This is a genomic window from Flavobacterium psychroterrae (assembly GCF_018380615.1).
GTDB classification, from domain to species: Bacteria; Bacteroidota; Bacteroidia; order Flavobacteriales; family Flavobacteriaceae; genus Flavobacterium; species Flavobacterium psychroterrae.
The window spans coordinates 1-20788 of record NZ_JAGYVZ010000017.1 but is presented as its reverse complement, the minus strand read 5'-3'; the positions used below and the strand labels follow the sequence as shown (position 1 = coordinate 20788).

Below are 20788 nucleotides of genomic sequence, written 5' to 3'. Positions count from 1 at the left end.
TCAGGCTTTTCGCATTTTATAGCGTAACGCTTATTTGAGCTTTTACTCGTGATCTAATATCACTCAAAGATTGCTCTATTAAAAGTTTTCCATCTCTGAAAACTTCTTTCAATTCTCCTTGTTTTTCTTCTTCCCACGAAACATTATCGGTTAAATGATATACACCATCAACTAAGTCAATTTTCATTAATCCTTTGGCAGATTTTTTAGTTCCATCATCTGTAATAGGGTCTTTAAAAATAGCTCTTCCTTCTCCATCTACTTCTCCGTAAGTCGCTTTCATTGCAAACCCAAATGTATCTCTGGTATTGTATTGATATGTAAATGATCCAATTCCAAGAACTACGTTTGTAGATGCAAAACCTTTTGCTTTTAATCTTTCGCAAATTTGGATAGATCTCGCAACGGTAATACTATCGCCGTAAATAGCGCCAATTTGCGGAATAAGCTCTTTATATCCTTTTGCATTGGTTGTGCCTCCAAAAACATCCCAAAGCAGCTCAATTACACCTTTCTTCTCTTCTTCGGTTTTTCCGTCCGGATTTCCGCAGATAATATCAACCGGATCTCCACTATCAGGACGAATCACGACTTTACCTTCTCTGGCAATAATATCTTCTTTTAAACGCGGCAAATAATCGGTTAGCACTTTCCATAAATCCCAGGTATCAGAAACGATAGACACAATTCCTTTTGGATAAACCTCAGTAACTAATCTTTTAAAAGTTTCACATTCTCCTTCGGTAGTTCCCATACACATTACAGAGTGCTCTGTTGCAGCAACTGAACCTGCGATTAATTCCTGATCAGAATTAGCGTAGTAATAATCTTCGAAGAAATCAATTACCGGAATGGTATCAGATCCTGTAAAACTTAATAAATGTCCGGCTGCAGAAGTTATTGCAGCTTCTATTCCGCCCATTCCTCTCATAGAGAAATCATGCGCCTGCCAATCTACAAATTCAGGAACTGATGAAGTTTCACCAGCATATTTATCTAATACTTTTCTATATTCTCTCGCAATTGTAGCGGAGTTACAAGGCAACCAAACTACTGCAGAAAGTAAGGTTTCGAAATAATTCGTCAGCCAGAAAAATTCCGGAAGCGTATTGTACATGGTGAACATTGGCACTCTTAACGGAACGCTCGCTCCTTCCGGCAAGGCTTTAAAAACCATTGGGATATATCCTAAATCATGTAAATCTTCAATGTGTTTTGTTCCAACCTGGTTTTCACCTAAATAATTATTGATTCGGCGAGAATATTTTTTAACTACTTCTTCTTTTGGCTTTTTGAAAAAATCAGCATCAAAATCATGAATGATATATTTTTTAATGAAATATTGTAATCCAAAAAATACTACCTCATCAATTCCTTCGATTCTTGATTTTCTGGGTGTCCAGTTAGAATATACTAATGTGGTTTTGTCCGGATATTGTCTTCTGTGGTCAACTTTGTAACCGTCTGTTAATAATAGTGGGTTCATGTTTTGTTATTTTAGTAAATTTTGGATTAATTCTTCTAATGTTTTAAATTGTTCTATTGAATATCTGTTGCAAACAATATCAATGTTGCCTTTGCGCCAAAAGTTTTCTTCAACGACTACTTTCATTTTATTTGATTGGGCATAAAGTCCAAATTCAAGCAAAGATATTGGTGACATTGTATCTTTTGCAAAATACATAATAATTATATCTGCTTTTTCTAATGCGTTAAGTTCCCAATCTACCTGTTTCTTAAAATTGTCGTTTTCTATTGTTTGTGACCAACTACTATCCCACTGACTTCTTCTGGGATTAAAGATAATAAACTTGTCTTTTAATAATTCTTCGCAATGTTTTTGCCAATCAATGGCTTTGTCCATTTCTATAGATCCGGCTAAAAAAATGGTTTTAAATTCACTTTGCAAAGGAATTTCTTCAGGAGCTTTAAAAATTTTCTTCATCTATTTATTTCTTCCTTTTTCTGTTGGATAAAATGTCTGTACTACATCACTTTGCCAAAATTCTTTAGTTGCTGAATCAAGACAAGTAAGTTTACCATAAAAACCTGCTCCGGTATCTATATTCCAAACATTGCAACCTTGCATCGGGATTTCAACATTATAATGAAGCGTTGGTGTATGGCCAATGTAAATTTCGTTATAAAGCAATAATCTTTTCGGATATGATACTGAATCTTTTTGGATTCTTGTATCCATTGTCAAAGCCATTTCCCAAAGTGTTCTGTCCCAACTGTAATTGGATGCATAATGTTCTTTTTCCGGACCATGCATGGATGAAAAACCTGCGTGAATAAACAAATTATTATTTTCATCTACAAAATAATCTTTCATATTGGCAAAAAAATCAAGATGCTTCTCTTTAGATTCAATATTCTGATAACTTTCAATAGTCGATTTTCCTCCATGTAAAAACCAAATATCATTTATTACATCATTCATCAGAAATTCGTGACACCATACATCATGATTACCTTTTATAAAAACGCATTCTTGTTTTTGAGATAATTCAATCAAAAAATCAATTACTTGCGCTGATTCTCCCCAACCATCAACATAATCTCCCAGAAAAATAAGTCGGTCGTTTTGTTTTACCTCAACTCGTTCTAATAATTGAATTAAGGCTTTTAGACCTCCGTGAATATCTCCAAAAACTAATGTTCGTTTCATGATTAGAATATCTAATTAAACTTAGTAATGAGCTTTTGGTCTAATGTAATCAGAAAATCTTTTCCGAATTTATCATTTTCTAATTCTTCATATAAAAATGAAGGCAAAACTTTATCGCATTTTTCTTTATGACTTAAAATCGCCATACACAAAGCTGCAACGGTATCTGTATCTCCGCCATAATCGATACTTGTTTTCAAACAATCTTGCATTGAAGTTGCTTCTGAAACGATTTTGATAACGGCCTGCGTCGTTGGATAACCGTGCATATCAATTGGAGAAGTTATTTTATAGGTTTCGTTTTCTTTTAAAGTTTCATTTAAAAACGATATCAAAGTTGAGTCATCGCCCAAATTATATTTGAAATAGTGCACGGCTAAAGCAATTCGTTTTGCACAACTAATTCCTTCAATTGTATCATGAGATGTTTTCGCCTGAATTTCGCAGAATGTTTTTATTTGTTCAATATCTTTCAGATATCCAATAGAATACGCTCGCATCGCCGAACCATTTCCGTTACTTGCATTATTGATTATTTTAATGAAATCAGCTCCATTTTTACTGGCATCCAAAGCATTATAAACCCTGTCTGAATATCCTCTTCTTTTATCTCTGTGAAATACTTCGACAAATTTATCTGCGACTTTAATCTCGTTCCAATTATCATCTTCTAATAACAATTCTGAAATTGCAATTGCCATTTGCGTATCATCTGTATATCTTTTATAGATTTCAGTATACATTCCGTGTGTATGATATTGTGTCAAATTATTATTTTGAGAAATAAAATCTAAATCGCGAAATTCAAATCCTGCTCCGTATGCATCGCATATTGCTGCTTCTAATATCATAACTTTATTTTTTTATTGTTAATCAGGATTATTCTTAAGATGAATAAATACGATTTTAATTAAGTGAATTGAATGTATTTCGGCGGAACTTCATCTGTTAACCAAACATTGTTTTCAGACAAATAAAATTTAAAACCGTCTTTGAACATTTCGCCACTTTTAACGGTTAGAATCTGAGGAATCCCTCTTCTTCCGCCTACCTTTATTGCTGTTTCTTTGTCTTTGGAAAGATGTACATGCTGACGGCTCATTTTTTGAAGTCCTTCTTTTTTGATGTTTTCCAAAAATTTCCCCACCGTTCCATGATATAAAAACTCCGAAGGTTCTGCTTCATTCAAATTCAGTTCAACTGTAATTGAATGTCCCTGACTTGCTCTGATTTTCGTTTTGTCTTCATTAAAAGCAAAACGTTTTTTATCATTGTTTTCTACCACATAATCCAGAAGTTCTGCATTTAATGAATTTCCTTTTTTAGAACATTTTTCGATTAGTTCTTCTACATCAGCCCAACCGTTTTCGTCTAATTTTAAATTTATAGTTTCCGGCGAATGTCTGAGAACTAAACTCAGAAATTTGCTTATGTTTTTTGCTGTTTTCTCATTCATTTTACCTAATCATTTAATAATATTATCTTCAGATGTACTGATTTCTGATTCAGTTTTTTCAACTTCTTTATATTCTTTATCTCCAATCTTTTGCATTTTAATTCTTTGAGCAGCATAAAATTTCATTTTCTTGTCTACTACATCAGTTCTTAAAGCAAAATTGAACCCTTCAGTTGGATAGATTGTACTTGGATACAAAATGCCATCAACTTTATCTATTAATAATACATAATTGGTAAATGCAGAAGTAATCTTGTAATGATTTGAATTATTTCTAAAAGATGTTGAAAACTCTTTCGATAAAAATTGAAGTAAATCTCTAACGGCAAAACCATTTTCATCATTTTGAGAATCAATTAAATCTTCAAAACTTTCAATAGATTGATCAAAATCAACATGTTGTCCTTTCGTATTTTCATTAGTTAATAAATTAACTACTATTATATCCTCAGTTGAAATCCAAACTCCAGAAGTAATATATTCAAAATCCTTTTTTTCATCCTCTCTTACTACAGAATTAGTTTCTGCAAATGAAACTATTGCATTATTTGCACAATAAAATATCGATTGACCAGGTTCATTAGCTCTACCAAATTTCTTAATATTTCGGATATCTTTACGATAAGAAAGTTGATCTACAGTTTCGAAAAAATCTTCATCTTCCTTATGTGCTCTACTTCTAACAAACTTCGTTCCCTTTAGATAAATTGTAATTGGAAGTGGAAATTCAATCGAATCTAGTATGTTCTTGATATAAATGTAACTTTCTATAGATTTTTCATCTTTTGCTTTCGATAAAGATTCTAATAAACTATCTAACTCTTTTTTATTTAAAATTTCTTCCATAATCTGGTTTATTTCAATTCATCCCTAACTTCCATCAAAGCAAAACCTAATAGATTCAAGCCTTTCCATTTTGCAGGATTCAAAACATCTTTATGATCGCCGGCCATTCCAATTCCCCAAATTGCATCGACTGGGCTGGCTTCTACTATAACCCTGTCTTTTGTATTGAGCAAAAAAGTTTTTAAGTCCGGATTTTGAGAGAATTTATGGTAATTTCCTTCTTTCACAATGTCAAATCTGGCAGCTAACCAAAGCGTTTCATTATAATTTTTTACTTCTCTTCCAAATTTTTTGGCTTCTGCCGGAGATTTAGCCTGAAGGATTTTTTCCAGAATTTTATCATCTTTAAACAATTCGGCTTTTTTCGCCATCATCCAGTGTTCAGCAGTTTTATAAATCACTTTATCAACTTCAAAAGAACTCAGCCACCATTGACTAAAGCAAGTTTTAATTATTGTTCCGTCTAAACTTGGCTGATGTCCCCAGAAAAATAAAAATTTACTTTCCGGAGCTATATTTTGTATATTATATTTCATTTTTTCTCTTTATTGAAACAAAGAAGTCATTTGTTTAAAATCTTTAGAATCGGGTGAAAATGATCCGTAAATTTCATTAAACTCAGTTGTTAGATTTTCAAACCCATAATCAGTTTCTATCTGATCCATACATGTTACAACCAGGTTTCTTTTTGCGTTTAAACTATAAGCTGCGTCAAGCTTTAAGGCATAATTTAATAGATTATAATCTAAATCGCCTCTTCGTAATTGACCTTGAAATTCGTTATAGACACAGGTTTCTTCTTCGTTATTTTTTAATTTTAATTCCCTTTCATTACTCATCCAGCCGTTTCCATGTCGGGTTGAATAACTTCTGGTCACATAATAAATGTTGATATCCTCAATTTGCAGCTTCTTACATATTTCACAAGCATTTTTTGATGTTGTATTCGCATACGTAACATTCGGGAAAACACCATGATCCATGTCGAGTAAAATGCCCTGACTACCTTCGAAAATAAGATTCGGGAAATTTTCTAAAAAGCTGTAATCGCTGATATTCCATTTTATTTCATCAATCACTTCAAGGAAATGATTTACTTCTTCATCGATTTCACTTTCATTTAAAAAACCGTAATAATAAGCGATCTTTTCCAGTTTCTCTAAAAGCATTTGTCTTGGTGCGATTAAGTCAATTGCATATAGTTTGTATTGACCTTCGTTACGTTTCATGGTTGCGCCTACGCCTTTACCGCAAGTTCCGTGATCAAGATTTCTCACGTTATTTCGGTTTTGCCAAACATCAAACGGAGTTGTGATTTTGGCTAATGGATGAATATTAAGTTCGATATTTCCGCCTTTTTCTTCTAATTCTTCCCTTTCATTGAATAAAAAAACAGGATGAATCGTGCAATGTTCGCTGTAATACGAAGGCAAACCCCGAAGCGCGCCACTTGCAAAACTCGAATGAACGTGTTTTTTGTCACCAATAATTACGGTATGTGCGGCTTGTTGTCCTCCTGAAAACCGAATAACTATAGATTCAGGATTTTGCTTCGCCAGAAAATCTGTTGTAATTCCTTTACCTTCATCACCAAATCCTAAACCTATAACTATTTGAGCTGTTTTCATTTTGTACAATATTATTTAAACACATAGAAACATAGATTTTTGGAAACTTTAAAAGGCGTTTCACTAGTTTAAACAAACATAGTACTATGTGTGAGAAACTTGTTTCTTTTTATTTTCTTTTAATCACACTAACAAAAACCTATGTTTCTATGTGTTAAACATTTAAAGCATTTCTATATTATCTAAACCATCTAATGAGACAGTCCCTAAACCTAATCCTGAACTTTTATGTTTATCACAAATGATTTTCTTGATTACATTCGGGATTTCTTTGTGATCTTCAATAGACAAACAATTTTGTCCCAGTAATTCTTTCCATGCCACATTTGCTCTTATCGCCTGATCTGAGTGTAATACACTTATATGATAGACTTCGTAACGTTTTTGCGCTTCTTTTAATAACTCAAGATGTGTATAGGTTTGTTGTCCTGAACCCATAATTTCCTTAATTGCTGATGCCGGAAGTGTATCTAAATTAGGTTCGTCACCTACGGTAAACAATAACCCTTTTTGACCTCTTTTTTCAAAAGCATCCGTTTTAGTATGAAAAGCGGCAAAATACCAGGCTAGAAGATAACTTTCACCAGCATTTCCTCCTCCACCGCCTTCAATATAAGTTCTCGTTAACCACATATCAAGTTCTGCATCACCAGATTCAAATTGTCCCACCTGCAACGGATATCTGTCGCATTCATGATCTCCAATTCCTAAAAATAATAGTGCCGGATCCGGAACGCCACCCTGAATAATTCCTCCCATTAATTTTGGAAGTCCGTCTTTTATCAATTCATGAGGAATATGTCCCATACTTCCTGTAACATCAAGTGCTAAAATAATTGGAACTGAATTGGGATGAACCTCAGAATCTCTGGCTTCACGAAATGTGATTCCGTTTGGGTTCATAGATTCATGCGCCACATGTAAAGAATTTTGCGTAAAAATCTCACTTGCTGATTTTTTTCCGTAACCAGCTGCTTCTGCTCTGCTCAAACGAGCGCCTAAGTCATATCTTGTACCTCCCATAACTAAAATGTTTTACCAAATAAATATTCAAATCTCTTTTTTGATACTTCAAACTGAATGTTTAAATTTCTAATTGTCAGTGACAATTCCATGTCTCTTTGCACAAAGGCTTCAGGTTGAAAATCAGCAAAAGTCAAACTGTTTTTATCAAGCGGACTAATGTCAATCAATCCTTCTTGTTCTCTTTCTAATCTTTTTATTTTCAGTTCAATATCTTCAACTCGTCGTCTGTATATTAACTCAGAATCCTCGCCAATTGTTTTGGCTCTGTCTTCTCTAATCTGATCATTGTTTCTTTTTAAAGATTCAATAAATCTTGGTTTTAAATCATCACTCATCGTTTTGTGTGGTTTTTGTTTCAGGTTTTTCTTGTTTCAGGTTTCAGGTTCTCACGAGACTTGAAACTTGGAATTTTAAACTTGAAAACGGTTAATAGTTTTTTTGTTTCAGGTTTCAGGTTTCAGGTTCTCTACAGCAACTTGAAACCTGAAACTTGAAACTTTTTTAAACAGTAATTTTAACAACTTCGACTTCTTCTCCTTCGAAGTCTTTAAAAGAATTCGTAGTAAATATTTTGTCGAAGCAGTTTAAAACTTCAAATCCTTTATTGAAGATTCCGTGGCTTACAGCTAGATATAATTTTCCTGCATTTTTCTTTTTTAATTCTTCGGCTAAACCAACGAAAGTTCCGCCGCCATCGCAAATATCATCAACGATTAAACAATCAATTCCGTTTAAATCGTCTTCATAGACTTTAAATCCTGATAATTTTCCTGTTTTTACGTCACGGCTTTTGCTGCATTCTACTACATCAACTCCTCCTAAAAATTCAGAAACTTTGTAGATTTTTTTTAGAGCTCCACCGTCCGGAGAAATTAGTTTTACGTTATCGCCAATAACTTTTAGAACTTCTTTGATAAAAGTATGATTTGGAATCACCTCGCAATTGTTTACTAATGCCGGAGTAACTTCAGAATGCGCATCAAAAACAAAAACTTTATTCAATTGAAGTCCGTTGATGATATCAGCATATACTTTTACAGATAAAGATTCTCCTTTGATCATCACACGATCTTGTCTTGCGGCCGGGAAATACGGAATAAACAAATCGATTACTTTAACATCCATTCTGCGTAAAGCATCTACCGTAATACACAATAAACCTAAATCGTTGAATGAATTTAAACGGTGTGTGATAGTTACTTTTTGAGTCGTATCAAAATTAGGATCAATTTTAATGTGTGGTTCTCCGCCAGAAAATGTAAAACTTTGAAATTTGATTTCTTCCTGATTAAGGATCGGAGTGAATTTTGGGTCTAAATTAAGTATCATAGTTTTTGAGTTTGCGTTAATTATACGCAAATATAGATTTAATTATTTAATAAACAATTTATTTTGTGTAAAAATTACGCAAACTTTATTTCGAAGTGAAATCCTTTCTCAATTAATTCATTGTATTTCAATTTATTAAACTTAAAAAGCTTTGCAGGACGACCGCTTTTTATAGGCGAAAAATGCTCTGTCTGATCTAAAAAACCATAACTGAGTATTTTTTTTCTGAAGTTTCGTCGGTCAATTTCTTTTTCAAGAATAGTACAATAAAGGTTTTCAAGGTCTGAAAAAAGAAATTCGTCCGGAAGCAAATCGAAACCAATTGGCTCGTAAGTCAGTTTTGCTTTTAATCTTGTTATCGCAGTTTCAAGAATTAAATTATGATCGAAAGCTAAAGCAGGGATTTCGTCTATTTTAAACCATTGTACTTTCTCAGCATCGGTATCAGCTTTAATTTCGAGATTCGAAGCGTCTACCAAAGCATAATACGCAACAGAAATGACGCGGTTTCTGGAATCTCTATTAATATCCTCACCAAAAGTGAATAACTGCTCCATAAAAGTCAACTGAACACTGGTTTCTTCGTGCAGCTCTCTTGTAACTGCATCGCTTAATGATTCATCGTTTTTTACTAATCCGCCTGGCAAAGCCCAATATTTATCGGTTAAACCAAATTTCTGCTCAATTAAAAGCACGTACAAATTGTTGTTCTTATAACCAAAAACAATAGCATCAACGGCGATTCTAATATTTTGAAAATTTTCCATAATTTAAAAAAAGGGTTTGCCACGAATTGCACTAATTTTCACGAATTAATATTTAATTGATTAACAAAAATTAGCGCTAATTCGTGGGATTCGTAGCGAAAAAAATTATAACCTATTACCAAAAAACAACTTTAATTCTTTAGATATAATATCAAAAAAAGAATTCAAATTATTGTTTTTAGCACTTAATAAATAAACATATTCTTCCGGCACGTGAAAACTATTCCATAATAACTGCAACTTATTCTCTTTAATATATTTTCTCGCATTACAATTCCAGGTTATGGCGACTCCTTCATTATCTGCTAACATTCTCAGCATTTCAGATTCTGATGGAATAATATAATTAGGCACCATCGATGGTCGTTTTTTATTAAAAGCATGCAGCCAAAATAATTTTATATGCGGAATTCTGGCATCATGACTGTACCATTTTTGTTCATTGAGCCAAAGTTCTAACTCAGTAAAATTATCTGCTTTTAATTTCTGCCGAAATTCTGCTGCATCCAAATTTATTGGCGCTACCATGATCAGTTTTATTTTTCCTACGATTTCATAAATAGTGTCAAACGTATCAAATCTTTTTGTTGTGATGGCAAAATCTAGTTTTTTAGCATCGACAAGGGCAAAAAGTGCATCGTCGTCTGCAAAGGTAAAATCGATCAAATCAAACTTAGCAATCAACAAATTACCAATACAATTAAAAAGATCTTTTGAAATACCAACCGATATTAATCTGTTTGCGTCCTCTGCTTTCGCCCTAAAAGTACTCTCTACATTTTCAAGACGATCGAGCGCATCAATGATTAAATTATTCAGTAACTTAGCGTATTCCGTTGGTTCTACGCCTTTTGACTTACGGTTAAACAATTTATTACCAACATGAGCTTCCAGCATAGAGATTTGCTGGCTCACTGCAGGCTGACTCATAAACAACTCTTTTGCAGCGATAGAAAAATTTCCGTTTTTATAAACCGCTTTAAATGTCCTATACCATTCGAGATTTACCATGACATAAATTTATTTATAACAAACATAGTTTATTTTATTTTTACAAATATCACTTAAGCCGTAAATTTGATGAAAATTTAAACTTATGAAAAAGATAAAATTACTTACAATTATAACATTCGCAGCTTTTAGCACAATAGCTATAGCTCAAAAAACAAATAAAAAAAGTATGAAAAAAGTATTATTTGTTGTAACCAGTAATGATAAACTGGGCAACACAGGAGAAAAAACAGGATTTTGGTCAGAAGAACTTGCTGCACCATATTATGAATTATTAGATCAGGGGGTAGAAATTACGATTGCAACTCCGCTTGGAGGCCAGCCGCCAATTGATCCAAAAAGTGCTGATCCATCGGCTGCAACCGAAGACACAAAACGTTTTGATGCTGATAAAACATTACAGGAAAAATTAAAACACACGGTTAAACTTTCGACTATTAATCAAAAAGATTACGATGCCGTTTTTTATCCTGGAGGTCACGGACCACTTTGGGATTTAGTTGAAGACAAAAATTCGATTGCTTTAATTGAATCTTTTTACACACATAAAAAACCAGTTGCTTTTGTTTGTCACGCTCCGGCAGTTTTGAAAAACGTAAAAGTTAATGGTGAATTTTTAGTAAAAAACAAAAAAGTAACCGGTTTTACTAATGAAGAGGAAGAAGCTGTAGGTTTAACCAAAGTTGTTCCGTTTTTATTAGAAGATGCTTTGACTCAAAATGGAGGTAAATTTTCAAAAGGACCAAACTGGGCACCTTATGCTGTAGAAGACGGACTTTTGATTACAGGTCAAAACCCTGCTTCGTCTAAATTAGTCGCTGGTAAATTATTGGAAAAATTAAATAAATAAAAAAGGTTCTAAGTCGCTAAGGTACTAAGTTGCTAAGTTTTAAGCAGCATAGAAAAAACTTAGAACCTTAGCAACTCAGAATCTTAGTAGCTAAAAAAGAAAAAAAAATGCTAAACTTTGAATTATACAATCCGACGAATTTAATCTTCGGAAAAGGACAAATAGAGAAACTTTCGACTTTGGTACCAAAAGATGCTAAAATCTTATTGGCTTATGGTGGTGGAAGTATTTTTAAAAACGGAATTCACGAACAAGTAATCAACAATCTTAAAGGTTTTGATATTGTTGAATTTGGCGGAATTGAGCCAAATCCTCATTTTGAAACTTTAATGAAAGCTGTTGAAATTATTAAAGCAGAAAAAATCGATTTTATTCTTGCCGTTGGCGGCGGATCTGTTATTGATGGTGTGAAATTTATTTCGGCAGCCGTAAACTTTGATGGAGATCCAATTGATATTTTACAAAAACGTTTGTTGATTAAGGAAAATGCTGTGCCTTTCGGGACTGTTTTGACTTTACCGGCAACAGGAAGTGAAATGAATTCCGGATATGTCGTAACGATTAAAGCTACACAGGAAAAATTAGCTTCTGGCGGAAGTGCTTTATTTCCAAAATTCTCAATTTGCGATCCAACAGTTATTGAATCATTACCAAAAAGACAATTACAAAATGGTGTTGTAGATGCTTATACGCACGTAATGGAACAATACCTTACATATCCGCATGAAGGTTATTTACAAGATAGAATTGCTGAGGGGATTTTACAAACGTTGATTGAAGTTGGACCAAAAGTAGTTGAAAGCCCAACGGATTATGCATTAGCTTCTAACTTTATGTGGAGTTGTACAATGGCATTAAATGGACTGATTCAAAAAGGTGTTCCTTCTGACTGGGCAACGCATATGATTGGTCATGAATTAACAGCACTGTACGCAATCGATCATGCACGTACTTTGGCGATTATAGGGCCAAGTTTATACAACGTAATGTTTGACACGAAAAAAGAAAAATTAGCACAATACGGAAGAAGAATCTTCAACTTAAGAGGTTCCGATGAAGAAGTTGCGAAAGAAGCGATCAATAAAACCGTTGAATTTTTCCATACAATGGGAATGGATACTAAACTTTCTCAATATGTGGATGATTACAGCAAAACTGCAGATTTCATCGTAAATCGTTTTGACGAAAGAGGCTGGAAAGGATTGGGAGAAAAACAATTGATTACTTTAGATAAAGTGAAGTCAATTGTTGAGATGAGTTACTAATAAATAGTTTTCAGTCGCGGTATTCAGTCGCATTACAAACTGTAAACTGTGACCGTAAACTGTAAACTAAAAAAAAAGGCGTTCTTGAATTTTCAGGAACGCCTTTTTACAATACTAAAACAAAACTAACTAACTCAATTTTTGCTAAACTCATTAAATTCTAATTTACAATTAGTTATAACGTAATAGTTTTGTTTTTATTGTGTATGATTAAAAATAATTTTTTGTTTTCCTAAAAGTCTTTTACTTAAAATCTTCATTCATTTTCTTTTCAAAATTTGATGTCATTATTTTAACCTCTTTTCTGATATTTTTCATCTCAATATTTTTCTTTTCTTCCAAAACTTTTCCATTTAAAAATGATTTTAAATCATAGGAATTGTTTTTGTTTTTTAATACTAAAATTCCAATTTCCGGCTTTTTAGATCCGTTAAACCTTAACCCTGTTAGTATATCAGCATTATCGCCTTTGCCAAACATGGCTTCTATATTTTTGCTTGTCGAAAAATCATGCGCTATTGAATTGAAGTTTTCTTCTGTGGTTTTAGCACTATTAACTGTTGATGCAAAAATTTCATAAAACATCTCTGATTCTCGTCGGCCTTCATAATCTGTTTCTTTAGAGTCTATAATTTTAGCCTTGATTATTTGATCCGATTCATAATACATGATACTGCCCGTTTGTTCGGGCAATTCATTATCTAGTTCGATTGACGAACTTGACATTACTACTTTATCCCCTATAATTAATTGGCAGATATATTTATTACCAATTTTTTCTCTGGCAATTCTGCCTTTTTGTTTTTTATTAAATTCTGTAATCTCAATACCGTTATTTTTCAATTCAAAATGAAAACGATTAAAATAATGCATTGCAAAAAGATCTACATCAAAGCTTTTTAAAACTCCTTTTTTCCAATATTTTGAAATAAATTGGCGGTCTAATTTTATATATTCTACACCGTCTACTATTTTCCCGTCTTTATAAGTAGATTTTATATCGTAATTTGGATATTGATACTTTTCAAGGTTTTCTAAATAATTATTAGAATACTGATACTTTTTTATACCGTTTTCATAGTAATCTATATAATTAAACTCGCGCAAATCAGCAGAAAAATACCCGGAATATGGCGTATCGTTTTTATAATTTCCAACATAAAAATCCTGTTTGTCCAGAGTAATTAAAAAAGAATGATTAATAATTTTTGTTCTTTTTCCGTTTTCAAAGTATATTGATTTTAGAATATTATTCTCGTCTGTACTTTCATATTTACTTCTGTAGAAAATCTGTTGTACGATTTTCCCGTTTTTATAAATTGTTGCTGTTTGAGATTCTACTAATTTCCCTTCATACGGCAAACCGTTTTTATATTCGAGTTTTCCTATGACTTTTCCATCTTCATAAAAAACAGTTTCGCCATTTACCACATCATTCAGAGAAGTATAGGTTTTAACAATAGCGTCAATATTGTAATTAAAAACTTTTTGTAATCCGTTTTTCTTAAAGTCGCTAACATGAATTAATTCATGACGATCTTCTCCGGTTTTTAAAATAAAGGTTCCGTTATAAGGTTTATCACTTTTATAAATACCTTGTGCGACGATACTGTCTTTGTCGGTTTTTACGATTGCTTCTCCTTCTTTTAAACCTTTACGATAATTTGCATTAAGTAATAATCTTCCTGTAAAATCTTCATCAAAATTACCTTCAAAAGGCTCTCCGTTTTTATACGTTCGCTTTTTCATTATCGTTTCATTTTTATTATAAACGATTGCATCGCCCACTTTTTCTCCATCCTGATATTTAGTGAATTCCTGAATCTTACCATTTGGATAGTATTTAATTTCCTCACCGGATTTCTGAGTTTCTTTATAAGTTGTTTTCGATTTGATGGCGACTGCAAATTGGTTTTGAACATAATATTCGTAAGCAATACCATTAGAAACGTTACCACTATATTCTTCAAAATTACTTTGCTCTATTGTTTGCAGCACTTTTCCCGCCAGATCGTAATTTATCTGTTTAAAACGATACATGCGGTCATACTTAATATCATACCATGTTTCCTGTGCCAATTGTTTAGAGTTGATCCAGAAGATCTTGCTTTTAATTATTTTCTTTATGACCTGTTTTTTAGTTCCAGCAGAATAATCTTCCACTATAGGTGCTGCTTCAACAATAACATCATTATCCTTTTCATTAGCTTCTCCATCTGACCTGTTGCTCTGATAGTCTTCCCAGTTTCTAACTTCTTGAAAATCTCCTTCAACCGGTTTGCCATCAATATATTTTCCTTTCATTAAAACAGTTCCATCCTGATGATAAACAATCGAAAATCCGTTTTTCCTTCCGTTTTTATATTGAATGGTTTTGCGTTTTTTTCCAGTGGGATAGTAATACGTTAAAACTTCAGCCGCAGTATTGTTGTAATATTGATAGACTGCCGAATCGAAACCATTTTCATCGTACCAAACGATATCTCCAACATAACTATTTTCGTCGTTTTGCAACGAGTAACCTTGAAATTGAGGGGTTTTATTAATATAGAAATCTTCGATTAAAACCAGATCACCTAATTTTTTTAATGGATTAATTCTATAAAAAGAAGCATTTTCTTTAGTAGTTTCTTTCCACTTTTTGTCAAAATAAATCGGATCTGTGTTTTGTGAGAAAGAAAGCCAGTTAGTGGCTATTAAAATAAGGCTGAAAATTTTACTAGTCATATTTGAGAGAAATTTCATCAAAAATAATAATTTTTAATTCATTTATCCTTTATTCAGGAAAAGATAGTCAACTCATTGCTTAAATTAAGCTTTCATTTTAACAGCAAAATTTTCTCAAACTCTGTTTTCAAAATTTCTTAAATCAGATTTTGTATTATTACTGCATTATTAAGTACTTTTGTTTTAAATTATTAAAAAAATGAGCGAAAATTTAAAATTTGCAGTAATTGGAGGAGGAAGTTGGGCTACGGCAATTGCAAAGATGTTATGCGTAAATCTTTCGGAAATTGCCTGGTATATGCGTAATGACGCTGCGATCGAGCACATTCAGAAATACAAACACAATCCAAATTATTTAAGTTCGGTTGAATTTGACACCAAAAAACTTAAATTAACTAATAATATAAATGAAGCGATTGAGTATGCAGATTACGTAATTTTTGCTATTCCGTCTGCTTTCTTAGATTCAGAACTTAAAAACTTAACGGTTTCTTTGTCTGATAAAATTATCTTTTCGGCAATTAAAGGAATTGTTCCTGAGACAAGTTTAATTGTTGGTGAGCATTTCCATATTCAATATGACATTCCCTACTACAACATTGGCGTTATTACAGGTCCTTGTCACGCAGAAGAAGTAGCTTTAGAAAGACTTTCGTACTTAACAATTGCTTGTGGAGATCCTGATAAAGCTCAAATCGTGGCAAAACGTTTATCCGGAAACTATATCAAAGCAAAAATATCCGATGATATTATTGGTACCGAATATGCTGCAATGCTTAAAAACATTTACGCCATTGCTGCCGGAATCGCGCACGGTTTAGGTTACGGAGATAACTTTCAATCGGTTATGATGAGTAACGGAATTCGTGAAATGAAAAAATTCATCCGCAAAGTACATAAAATGAAACGTAACATTAATGATTCGGCTTACTTGGGCGATTTATTGGTTACGGGATATTCAGTATTCTCCAGAAACAGAATGTTCGGAAATATGATTGGAAAAGGGTACACGGTAAAAAGCGCGATGATGGAAATGAGCATGGTTGCCGAAGGTTATTATGCTACCAAAAGTGCTTATAAACTAAATCAGGGTTATGGTGCAAAAACGCCAATTATCGACGCAGTTTATGCGATTTTATACGAAGGAAAAGATGCTAAATCTGTATTTAAGAAATTGACGGAGTCTTTGGATTAAATCTCTCTCTTTTTAGATGCAAGAAGCAAGACTAAATGTAGGCTTTTTGTTTATAATATAAAAAAAACCAAGACTAATTTATTTAGATCTTGGCTTTTTTTTATTCTTTATATCTTGCTTCTATTATCTTGCTTCTTGCATCTACCAATCTTGCATCTACTCTTACTTCACCATCACTCCCTCAACAAACAAAATTGGCACTTCTTCAGTATCGTTTTCGTTGATTAAGTTTGATTTAAAGATGAATTTCTTGTCGTAGAGTTTATTGTCAATGAAAAATGTTACCATAAACTCATTGTTTAAAACCAATAAACTTTTTTCGATCATTTCAATTTTAACTACAGAAACTGCCGGAACTTCAACAAAAGCATGACGAAGAACTGATGTTTTTTTCATTTCGCCATCAATAGTTCCAAATGCTTTTGAAACTACCATTACGCTGTCTAAATTAAAGTCACTATCGTTTACAAGATAAGCATACCACACTTTCTCCATAAAATCGTCGCTCCATTCCTGAACAGCTGCCAGAAATACGTTTTCTACTTCTGGGATTGTTATATCTTTTTTCATATGAGTCAAAAATTTAAAAGTCAAAAGTCATAAAGTCGAAAGTCATAAAGCCATTACTATGAGACTTTCAACTTTCGACTTTATGACTTTTGACTTAAATTATATATTTGCTTTGAATTGCTCTAAGAAACGAACGTCATTTTCGTAAAACATACGAATATCACCAATTTGGTACAACAACATTGCAATACGCTCTACTCCCATTCCGAAAGCAAAACCGTTGTATTCGTCTGGATTGATATCGCAGTTTTTAAGAACGTTTGGATCAACCATTCCGCAACCTCCAATTTCCAGCCAGCCAGTTCCTTTTGTGATACGGTAATCGGTTTCGGTTTTTAAGCCCCAATAAATATCAATTTCAGCACTTGGTTCTGTAAACGGAAAGTATGACGGACGTAAACGAATTTTTGATTTTCCGAACATTTCTTTTGTAAAATAAAGTAATGTTTGTTTCAAATCTGCAAACGAAACATCTTTGTCAATGTACAATCCTTCTACCTGATGGAAAATACAGTGCGAGCGTGACGAAACTGCTTCGTTACGAAATACACGTCCCGGAGAAATAGTACGAATTGGCGGTTTGTTATTTTCCATATAACGCACCTGAACAGATGATGTATGCGTACGCAACAACACATCAGGATTTGTCTGAATAAAAAATGTATCCTGCATATCACGCGCCGGATGGTATTCCGGTAAGTTCAATGCGGTAAAATTATGCCAGTCATCTTCGATTTCCGGACCTTCGGAAACGTTGAAGCCAATGTTGGCAAAAATATCTATAATTTGATTTTTAACGATCGATATCGGGTGACGTGAACCAATAATTACCGGTTCTGCAGCACGCGTTAAATCGCCAAACATTCCTTTTATTTCTTCTTTACTTTCAAGTTCTTCCTGAATAACTCTTACTTTTTCCTCAGCAACAGCTTTTAAAGTGTTTATTACTTGTCCAAAGTCTTTTTTCTGGTCGTTAGGAATATTTTTGAACTCGGTAAAAAGTTCTTTTAACAACCCTTTACTACCTAAATATTTAACACGGAATTGCTCTAAGGATTCTTTATTTTTATCATTAAAGGCTTTAGCTTCCTCTATATGCTGTTTTATCTTATCTATCATTTTCCTTCAATAATTGAGAATACAAATTTACATAATTTGTTTCAAGTTTAAAGTCTAAAATTTAAAGTTTCCTTTGCAAACTGTGATATTCCTTCACAACTATTTTATCAGACTTATTTTGCTTTCTATTTCCTGTACTTTTTTGAGCCAAAAATCTATTCCATCCTGATTTTTAACAATCTCTTTTTTAAAGTTTGCCGAAATAGCATTTAATGTTCCCCAGTTTCTCTGATTGTCTTTGTCACGCTCGACTTTGGTCAAAGGTTCTATTCTGGTTCTCCAAAAATCAATATTTTTAAGATAGTTTGTTTTCAAATCCTCAAAATATTCAATTAATTTTTCTTTTGAATTAGGAATGTATCCCGGACCGCTGCAACCACAAGAATGAAAAGTAATGCCAACCGAATATAAGCTTTTCAAATGTTCCCATTTTTTCAAGTCGTCTTTTTTTGGTGATTCAAAATCAAGTCCCATATTTGCCATTAAGCCACCGCATTCCGGACACTTTGCTTCCAGAACTGATTTTTCACCCCTTTTGATGTCATTCATTAATCTTCTCTTAAATGTCTTCCGACAATTAAAACAAGCATAATGTGGTTTATAGGCAACCATTGAATATCTACACATCTTTTTTCTCAGTTTACAGTTTACAGTCTCAGTCTCAGTCTCAGTCTCAGTCTACAGTAACTGAAAACTGAGACTGAAAACTGAGACTGAAAACTACTCTATAAGTTCTCTTTCTAAAAAATAATTCACAATGGCTTCTTTCATCAAAACTGATTGCTCTCCTGCTTTTAATGCCGGTAATTCTTCTTTTACTTTGTAATGTGGCCATCCTTCGGCATCAAAAAAGTCGAATTCGTAAAACCCGTAAGGTTCTAATAATCGACAAATCGCGATGTGCATCAGGTTTAATTTTTCGTCTTTTTTGAATTCGCGGTGTACTTTTCCGAGTTCCTGAACTCCAATGAGGTAAATTATGGCATCTAAATCTAAGTCTTCTCCTTGCGAAAATTGATTAGATAGTATATCGACGAGCTTTTCCCATCGCTCTTTTAGTTGTGTATCTCTGGACATTATTATAATTGTGAATTATGAATTATGAATTATAAATTCAAAAACCATAAAATTTAGCTCGCAAAGATACGGACTTCGAAGCCAATGACCTAAAATTAACGGTTTGCCTTGTTGTATTGGATTAATTGGCCACGGATTTTAACAAGTCTAACGGATTAACACAGGTTTTTATTTTTTTTCATCCTGTAAAACCTCTAACATTTAATTAGCCAAATAATTTAATCTGTGCAAATCCGTTCAATCCGTATAATCTGTGGGCTAAAAACTAACCACAAAACTTTGCCAGCATAAAGCAGATAATTCTTTTATATTTGCGCCTCAATAAAACCACAGAAAATATGAGTCTTTTTGACATGATTTTTGGAGCGCTTTTGGCTTTCAGTTTATATAAAGGAATTAAAAACGGACTTTTTGTAGAAATCGCTTCTTTTATTTCTTTGTTGTTGGGAATTTATATTGCTATTAAATTCTCTTATTTCATGAAAGAATTAATCATGAAACACGTTTCATGGAATCCAAACACAATCCAGATTACGGCTTTTATCCTGACTTTTATTCTGGTTGTAATTGGCGTTTATTTTTTAGCCAAAATCCTTACCGGAATTGCCGATTTTGCTTTTTTAGGATGGCTGAATAAATTAGGCGGAGGTTTTTTCAGAGTTCTGAAAACAATCCTGATTATAAGTGTTTTTATTGCGCTGTTTGAGAAAATAAACTTCAATGAAACTTTTGCCAAAAAAGAAACTCTGGATAAATCTATTTTTTATAATCCGGTAAAAAAAGTAGCGGCTTTTGTTTATCCTTCTATCGAAAAATGGTATGATGCTTTTAAGGAGGAACATGCTAAAAGTGAGAAAAAATCGAATGAAACTTCTTCTGAAACTAACAAAGAATAAACGTATTTAAAGCGAAACCGACAGTTTTTAATACATTTTTTCTTTGAAGAATCAAGTCCTAGAAGGACGAAATATTTATAGAAATTTATAACCATATAGTAACAGAACCCCAGCGGGGTGAAATATATAGCTCCGATGGAGCTTGAATCAACTAACTTATAATTATTGGGCTATAAATATATCGCTCCGATGGAGCTAGAAATAATAAACCCGACAGGTTTTTAAAACCTGAACTGCCCCCAAAAAGTTAGACACTATTTGGGGGCATTTTTATGGAAAAAAGAGTAAAATATGATTATGAGTTTAAGCTTGGCTGTATAAATAAAGTTTTAAAAAACAACATTCCAGTTTATTC

Annotated in this window: 22 protein-coding genes; 4 read left to right on the top strand and 18 right to left on the bottom strand. The window is 32.9% G+C overall.

All coding sequences use genetic code 11. The features are described 5' to 3' along the window. Nucleotides 1-16: 16 nt before the first annotated feature. From KHA90_RS17170 to KHA90_RS17110, 13 genes are all read right to left on the bottom strand, one after another. Complete coding sequence (locus KHA90_RS17170) at nucleotides 17-1486, bottom strand: nicotinate phosphoribosyltransferase (protein ID WP_213303441.1); 1470 nt, start codon at nucleotides 1484-1486, stop codon at nucleotides 17-19. A gap of 6 nt (nucleotides 1487-1492) precedes the next feature. Further along, nucleotides 1493-1945, bottom strand: a complete 453-nt coding sequence (locus KHA90_RS17165) for a nucleoside 2-deoxyribosyltransferase domain-containing protein (protein ID WP_213303438.1) — start codon at nucleotides 1943-1945, stop codon at nucleotides 1493-1495. Next, nucleotides 1946-2671, bottom strand: a complete 726-nt coding sequence (locus KHA90_RS17160; protein ID WP_213303435.1) for a metallophosphoesterase family protein — start codon at nucleotides 2669-2671, stop codon at nucleotides 1946-1948. Between the two features lie 11 nt (nucleotides 2672-2682). Beyond that, nucleotides 2683-3522: an ADP-ribosylglycohydrolase family protein gene (locus KHA90_RS17155; protein ID WP_213303432.1), complete on the bottom strand. Its 840-nt coding sequence runs from the start codon at nucleotides 3520-3522 to the stop codon at nucleotides 2683-2685. Nucleotides 3523-3581: 59 nt separating this feature from the next. Continuing rightward, complete coding sequence (locus tag KHA90_RS17150; protein ID WP_213303421.1) at nucleotides 3582-4127, bottom strand: RNA 2'-phosphotransferase; 546 nt, start codon at nucleotides 4125-4127, stop codon at nucleotides 3582-3584. A 9-nt stretch (nucleotides 4128-4136) separates the two neighbouring features. Continuing rightward, complete coding sequence (locus tag KHA90_RS17145) at nucleotides 4137-4973, bottom strand: RES domain-containing protein (protein WP_213303418.1); 837 nt, start codon at nucleotides 4971-4973, stop codon at nucleotides 4137-4139. Nucleotides 4974-4981: 8 nt separating this feature from the next. Beyond that, on the bottom strand, nucleotides 4982-5509 hold the full coding sequence (locus tag KHA90_RS17140) for an NADAR family protein (RefSeq protein ID WP_213303415.1): 528 nt from the start codon (nucleotides 5507-5509) through the stop codon (nucleotides 4982-4984). A 9-nt stretch (nucleotides 5510-5518) separates the two neighbouring features. Then, nucleotides 5519-6601 (bottom strand): adenylosuccinate synthetase, encoded by a 1083-nt coding sequence (locus KHA90_RS17135; protein ID WP_213303412.1) that lies wholly within the window; start codon nucleotides 6599-6601, stop codon nucleotides 5519-5521. A gap of 162 nt (nucleotides 6602-6763) precedes the next feature. After that, nucleotides 6764-7624 (bottom strand): hypothetical protein, encoded by an 861-nt coding sequence (locus KHA90_RS17130; protein WP_213303409.1) that lies wholly within the window; start codon nucleotides 7622-7624, stop codon nucleotides 6764-6766. 2 nt (nucleotides 7625-7626) lie between these two features. Further along, on the bottom strand, nucleotides 7627-7962 hold the full coding sequence (locus tag KHA90_RS17125) for a hypothetical protein (RefSeq protein ID WP_213303406.1): 336 nt from the start codon (nucleotides 7960-7962) through the stop codon (nucleotides 7627-7629). A gap of 166 nt (nucleotides 7963-8128) precedes the next feature. After that, nucleotides 8129-8956, bottom strand: a complete 828-nt coding sequence (gene prs, locus KHA90_RS17120; RefSeq protein ID WP_213303403.1) for a ribose-phosphate diphosphokinase — start codon at nucleotides 8954-8956, stop codon at nucleotides 8129-8131. A gap of 74 nt (nucleotides 8957-9030) precedes the next feature. Then, entirely contained in the window at nucleotides 9031-9723 is a 693-nt protein-coding gene (locus KHA90_RS17115) for an NUDIX hydrolase (RefSeq protein ID WP_213303400.1), read from the bottom strand. Nucleotides 9724-9828: 105 nt separating this feature from the next. Further along, nucleotides 9829-10734 carry a LysR family transcriptional regulator gene (locus KHA90_RS17110; protein WP_213303397.1) on the bottom strand — a complete coding sequence of 302 codons (906 nt, stop codon included), beginning with the start codon at nucleotides 10732-10734 and terminating at the stop codon, nucleotides 9829-9831. Between the two features lie 85 nt (nucleotides 10735-10819). On the opposite strand from KHA90_RS17110, the gene KHA90_RS17105 reads away from it, so the two are divergent. Then, nucleotides 10820-11584: a type 1 glutamine amidotransferase domain-containing protein gene (locus tag KHA90_RS17105; RefSeq protein ID WP_213303394.1), complete on the top strand. Its 765-nt coding sequence runs from the start codon at nucleotides 10820-10822 to the stop codon at nucleotides 11582-11584. A gap of 107 nt (nucleotides 11585-11691) precedes the next feature. Beyond that, on the top strand, nucleotides 11692-12849 hold the full coding sequence (locus KHA90_RS17100; RefSeq protein ID WP_213303381.1) for an iron-containing alcohol dehydrogenase: 1158 nt from the start codon (nucleotides 11692-11694) through the stop codon (nucleotides 12847-12849). Nucleotides 12850-13092: 243 nt separating this feature from the next. Here KHA90_RS17100 and KHA90_RS17095 read toward each other — a convergent pair whose 3' ends face one another. Next, nucleotides 13093-15576: a toxin-antitoxin system YwqK family antitoxin gene (locus KHA90_RS17095; RefSeq protein WP_213303378.1), complete on the bottom strand. Its 2484-nt coding sequence runs from the start codon at nucleotides 15574-15576 to the stop codon at nucleotides 13093-13095. 199 nt (nucleotides 15577-15775) lie between these two features. Here KHA90_RS17095 and KHA90_RS17090 point away from each other — a divergent pair, with 199 nt between their 5' ends. Next, the gene (locus KHA90_RS17090) at nucleotides 15776-16771 is read left to right on the top strand and encodes an NAD(P)H-dependent glycerol-3-phosphate dehydrogenase (protein ID WP_213303375.1); all 996 of its coding nucleotides are present in this window, start codon (nucleotides 15776-15778) and stop codon (nucleotides 16769-16771) included. Between the two features lie 162 nt (nucleotides 16772-16933). On the opposite strand, the gene KHA90_RS17085 is transcribed toward KHA90_RS17090, so the two are convergent. From KHA90_RS17085 to KHA90_RS17070, 4 genes are all read right to left on the bottom strand, one after another. Further along, nucleotides 16934-17341 carry a hypothetical protein gene (locus KHA90_RS17085; protein WP_089352261.1) on the bottom strand — a complete coding sequence of 136 codons (408 nt, stop codon included), beginning with the start codon at nucleotides 17339-17341 and terminating at the stop codon, nucleotides 16934-16936. Between the two features lie 99 nt (nucleotides 17342-17440). Then, nucleotides 17441-18460 (bottom strand): phenylalanine--tRNA ligase subunit alpha, encoded by a 1020-nt coding sequence (gene pheS / locus KHA90_RS17080; protein WP_213303371.1) that lies wholly within the window; start codon nucleotides 18458-18460, stop codon nucleotides 17441-17443. Between the two features lie 99 nt (nucleotides 18461-18559). After that, nucleotides 18560-19009, bottom strand: a complete 450-nt coding sequence (locus KHA90_RS17075; protein ID WP_244860412.1) for a hypothetical protein — start codon at nucleotides 19007-19009, stop codon at nucleotides 18560-18562. A 171-nt stretch (nucleotides 19010-19180) separates the two neighbouring features. After that, nucleotides 19181-19537, bottom strand: coding sequence for a hypothetical protein (locus tag KHA90_RS17070; protein WP_078006785.1), 357 nt, complete (start codon nucleotides 19535-19537; stop codon nucleotides 19181-19183). A gap of 338 nt (nucleotides 19538-19875) precedes the next feature. On the opposite strand from KHA90_RS17070, the gene KHA90_RS17065 reads away from it, so the two are divergent. Further along, nucleotides 19876-20433 carry a CvpA family protein gene (locus KHA90_RS17065; RefSeq protein ID WP_213303354.1) on the top strand — a complete coding sequence of 186 codons (558 nt, stop codon included), beginning with the start codon at nucleotides 19876-19878 and terminating at the stop codon, nucleotides 20431-20433. Nucleotides 20434-20788 lie beyond the last annotated feature (355 nt).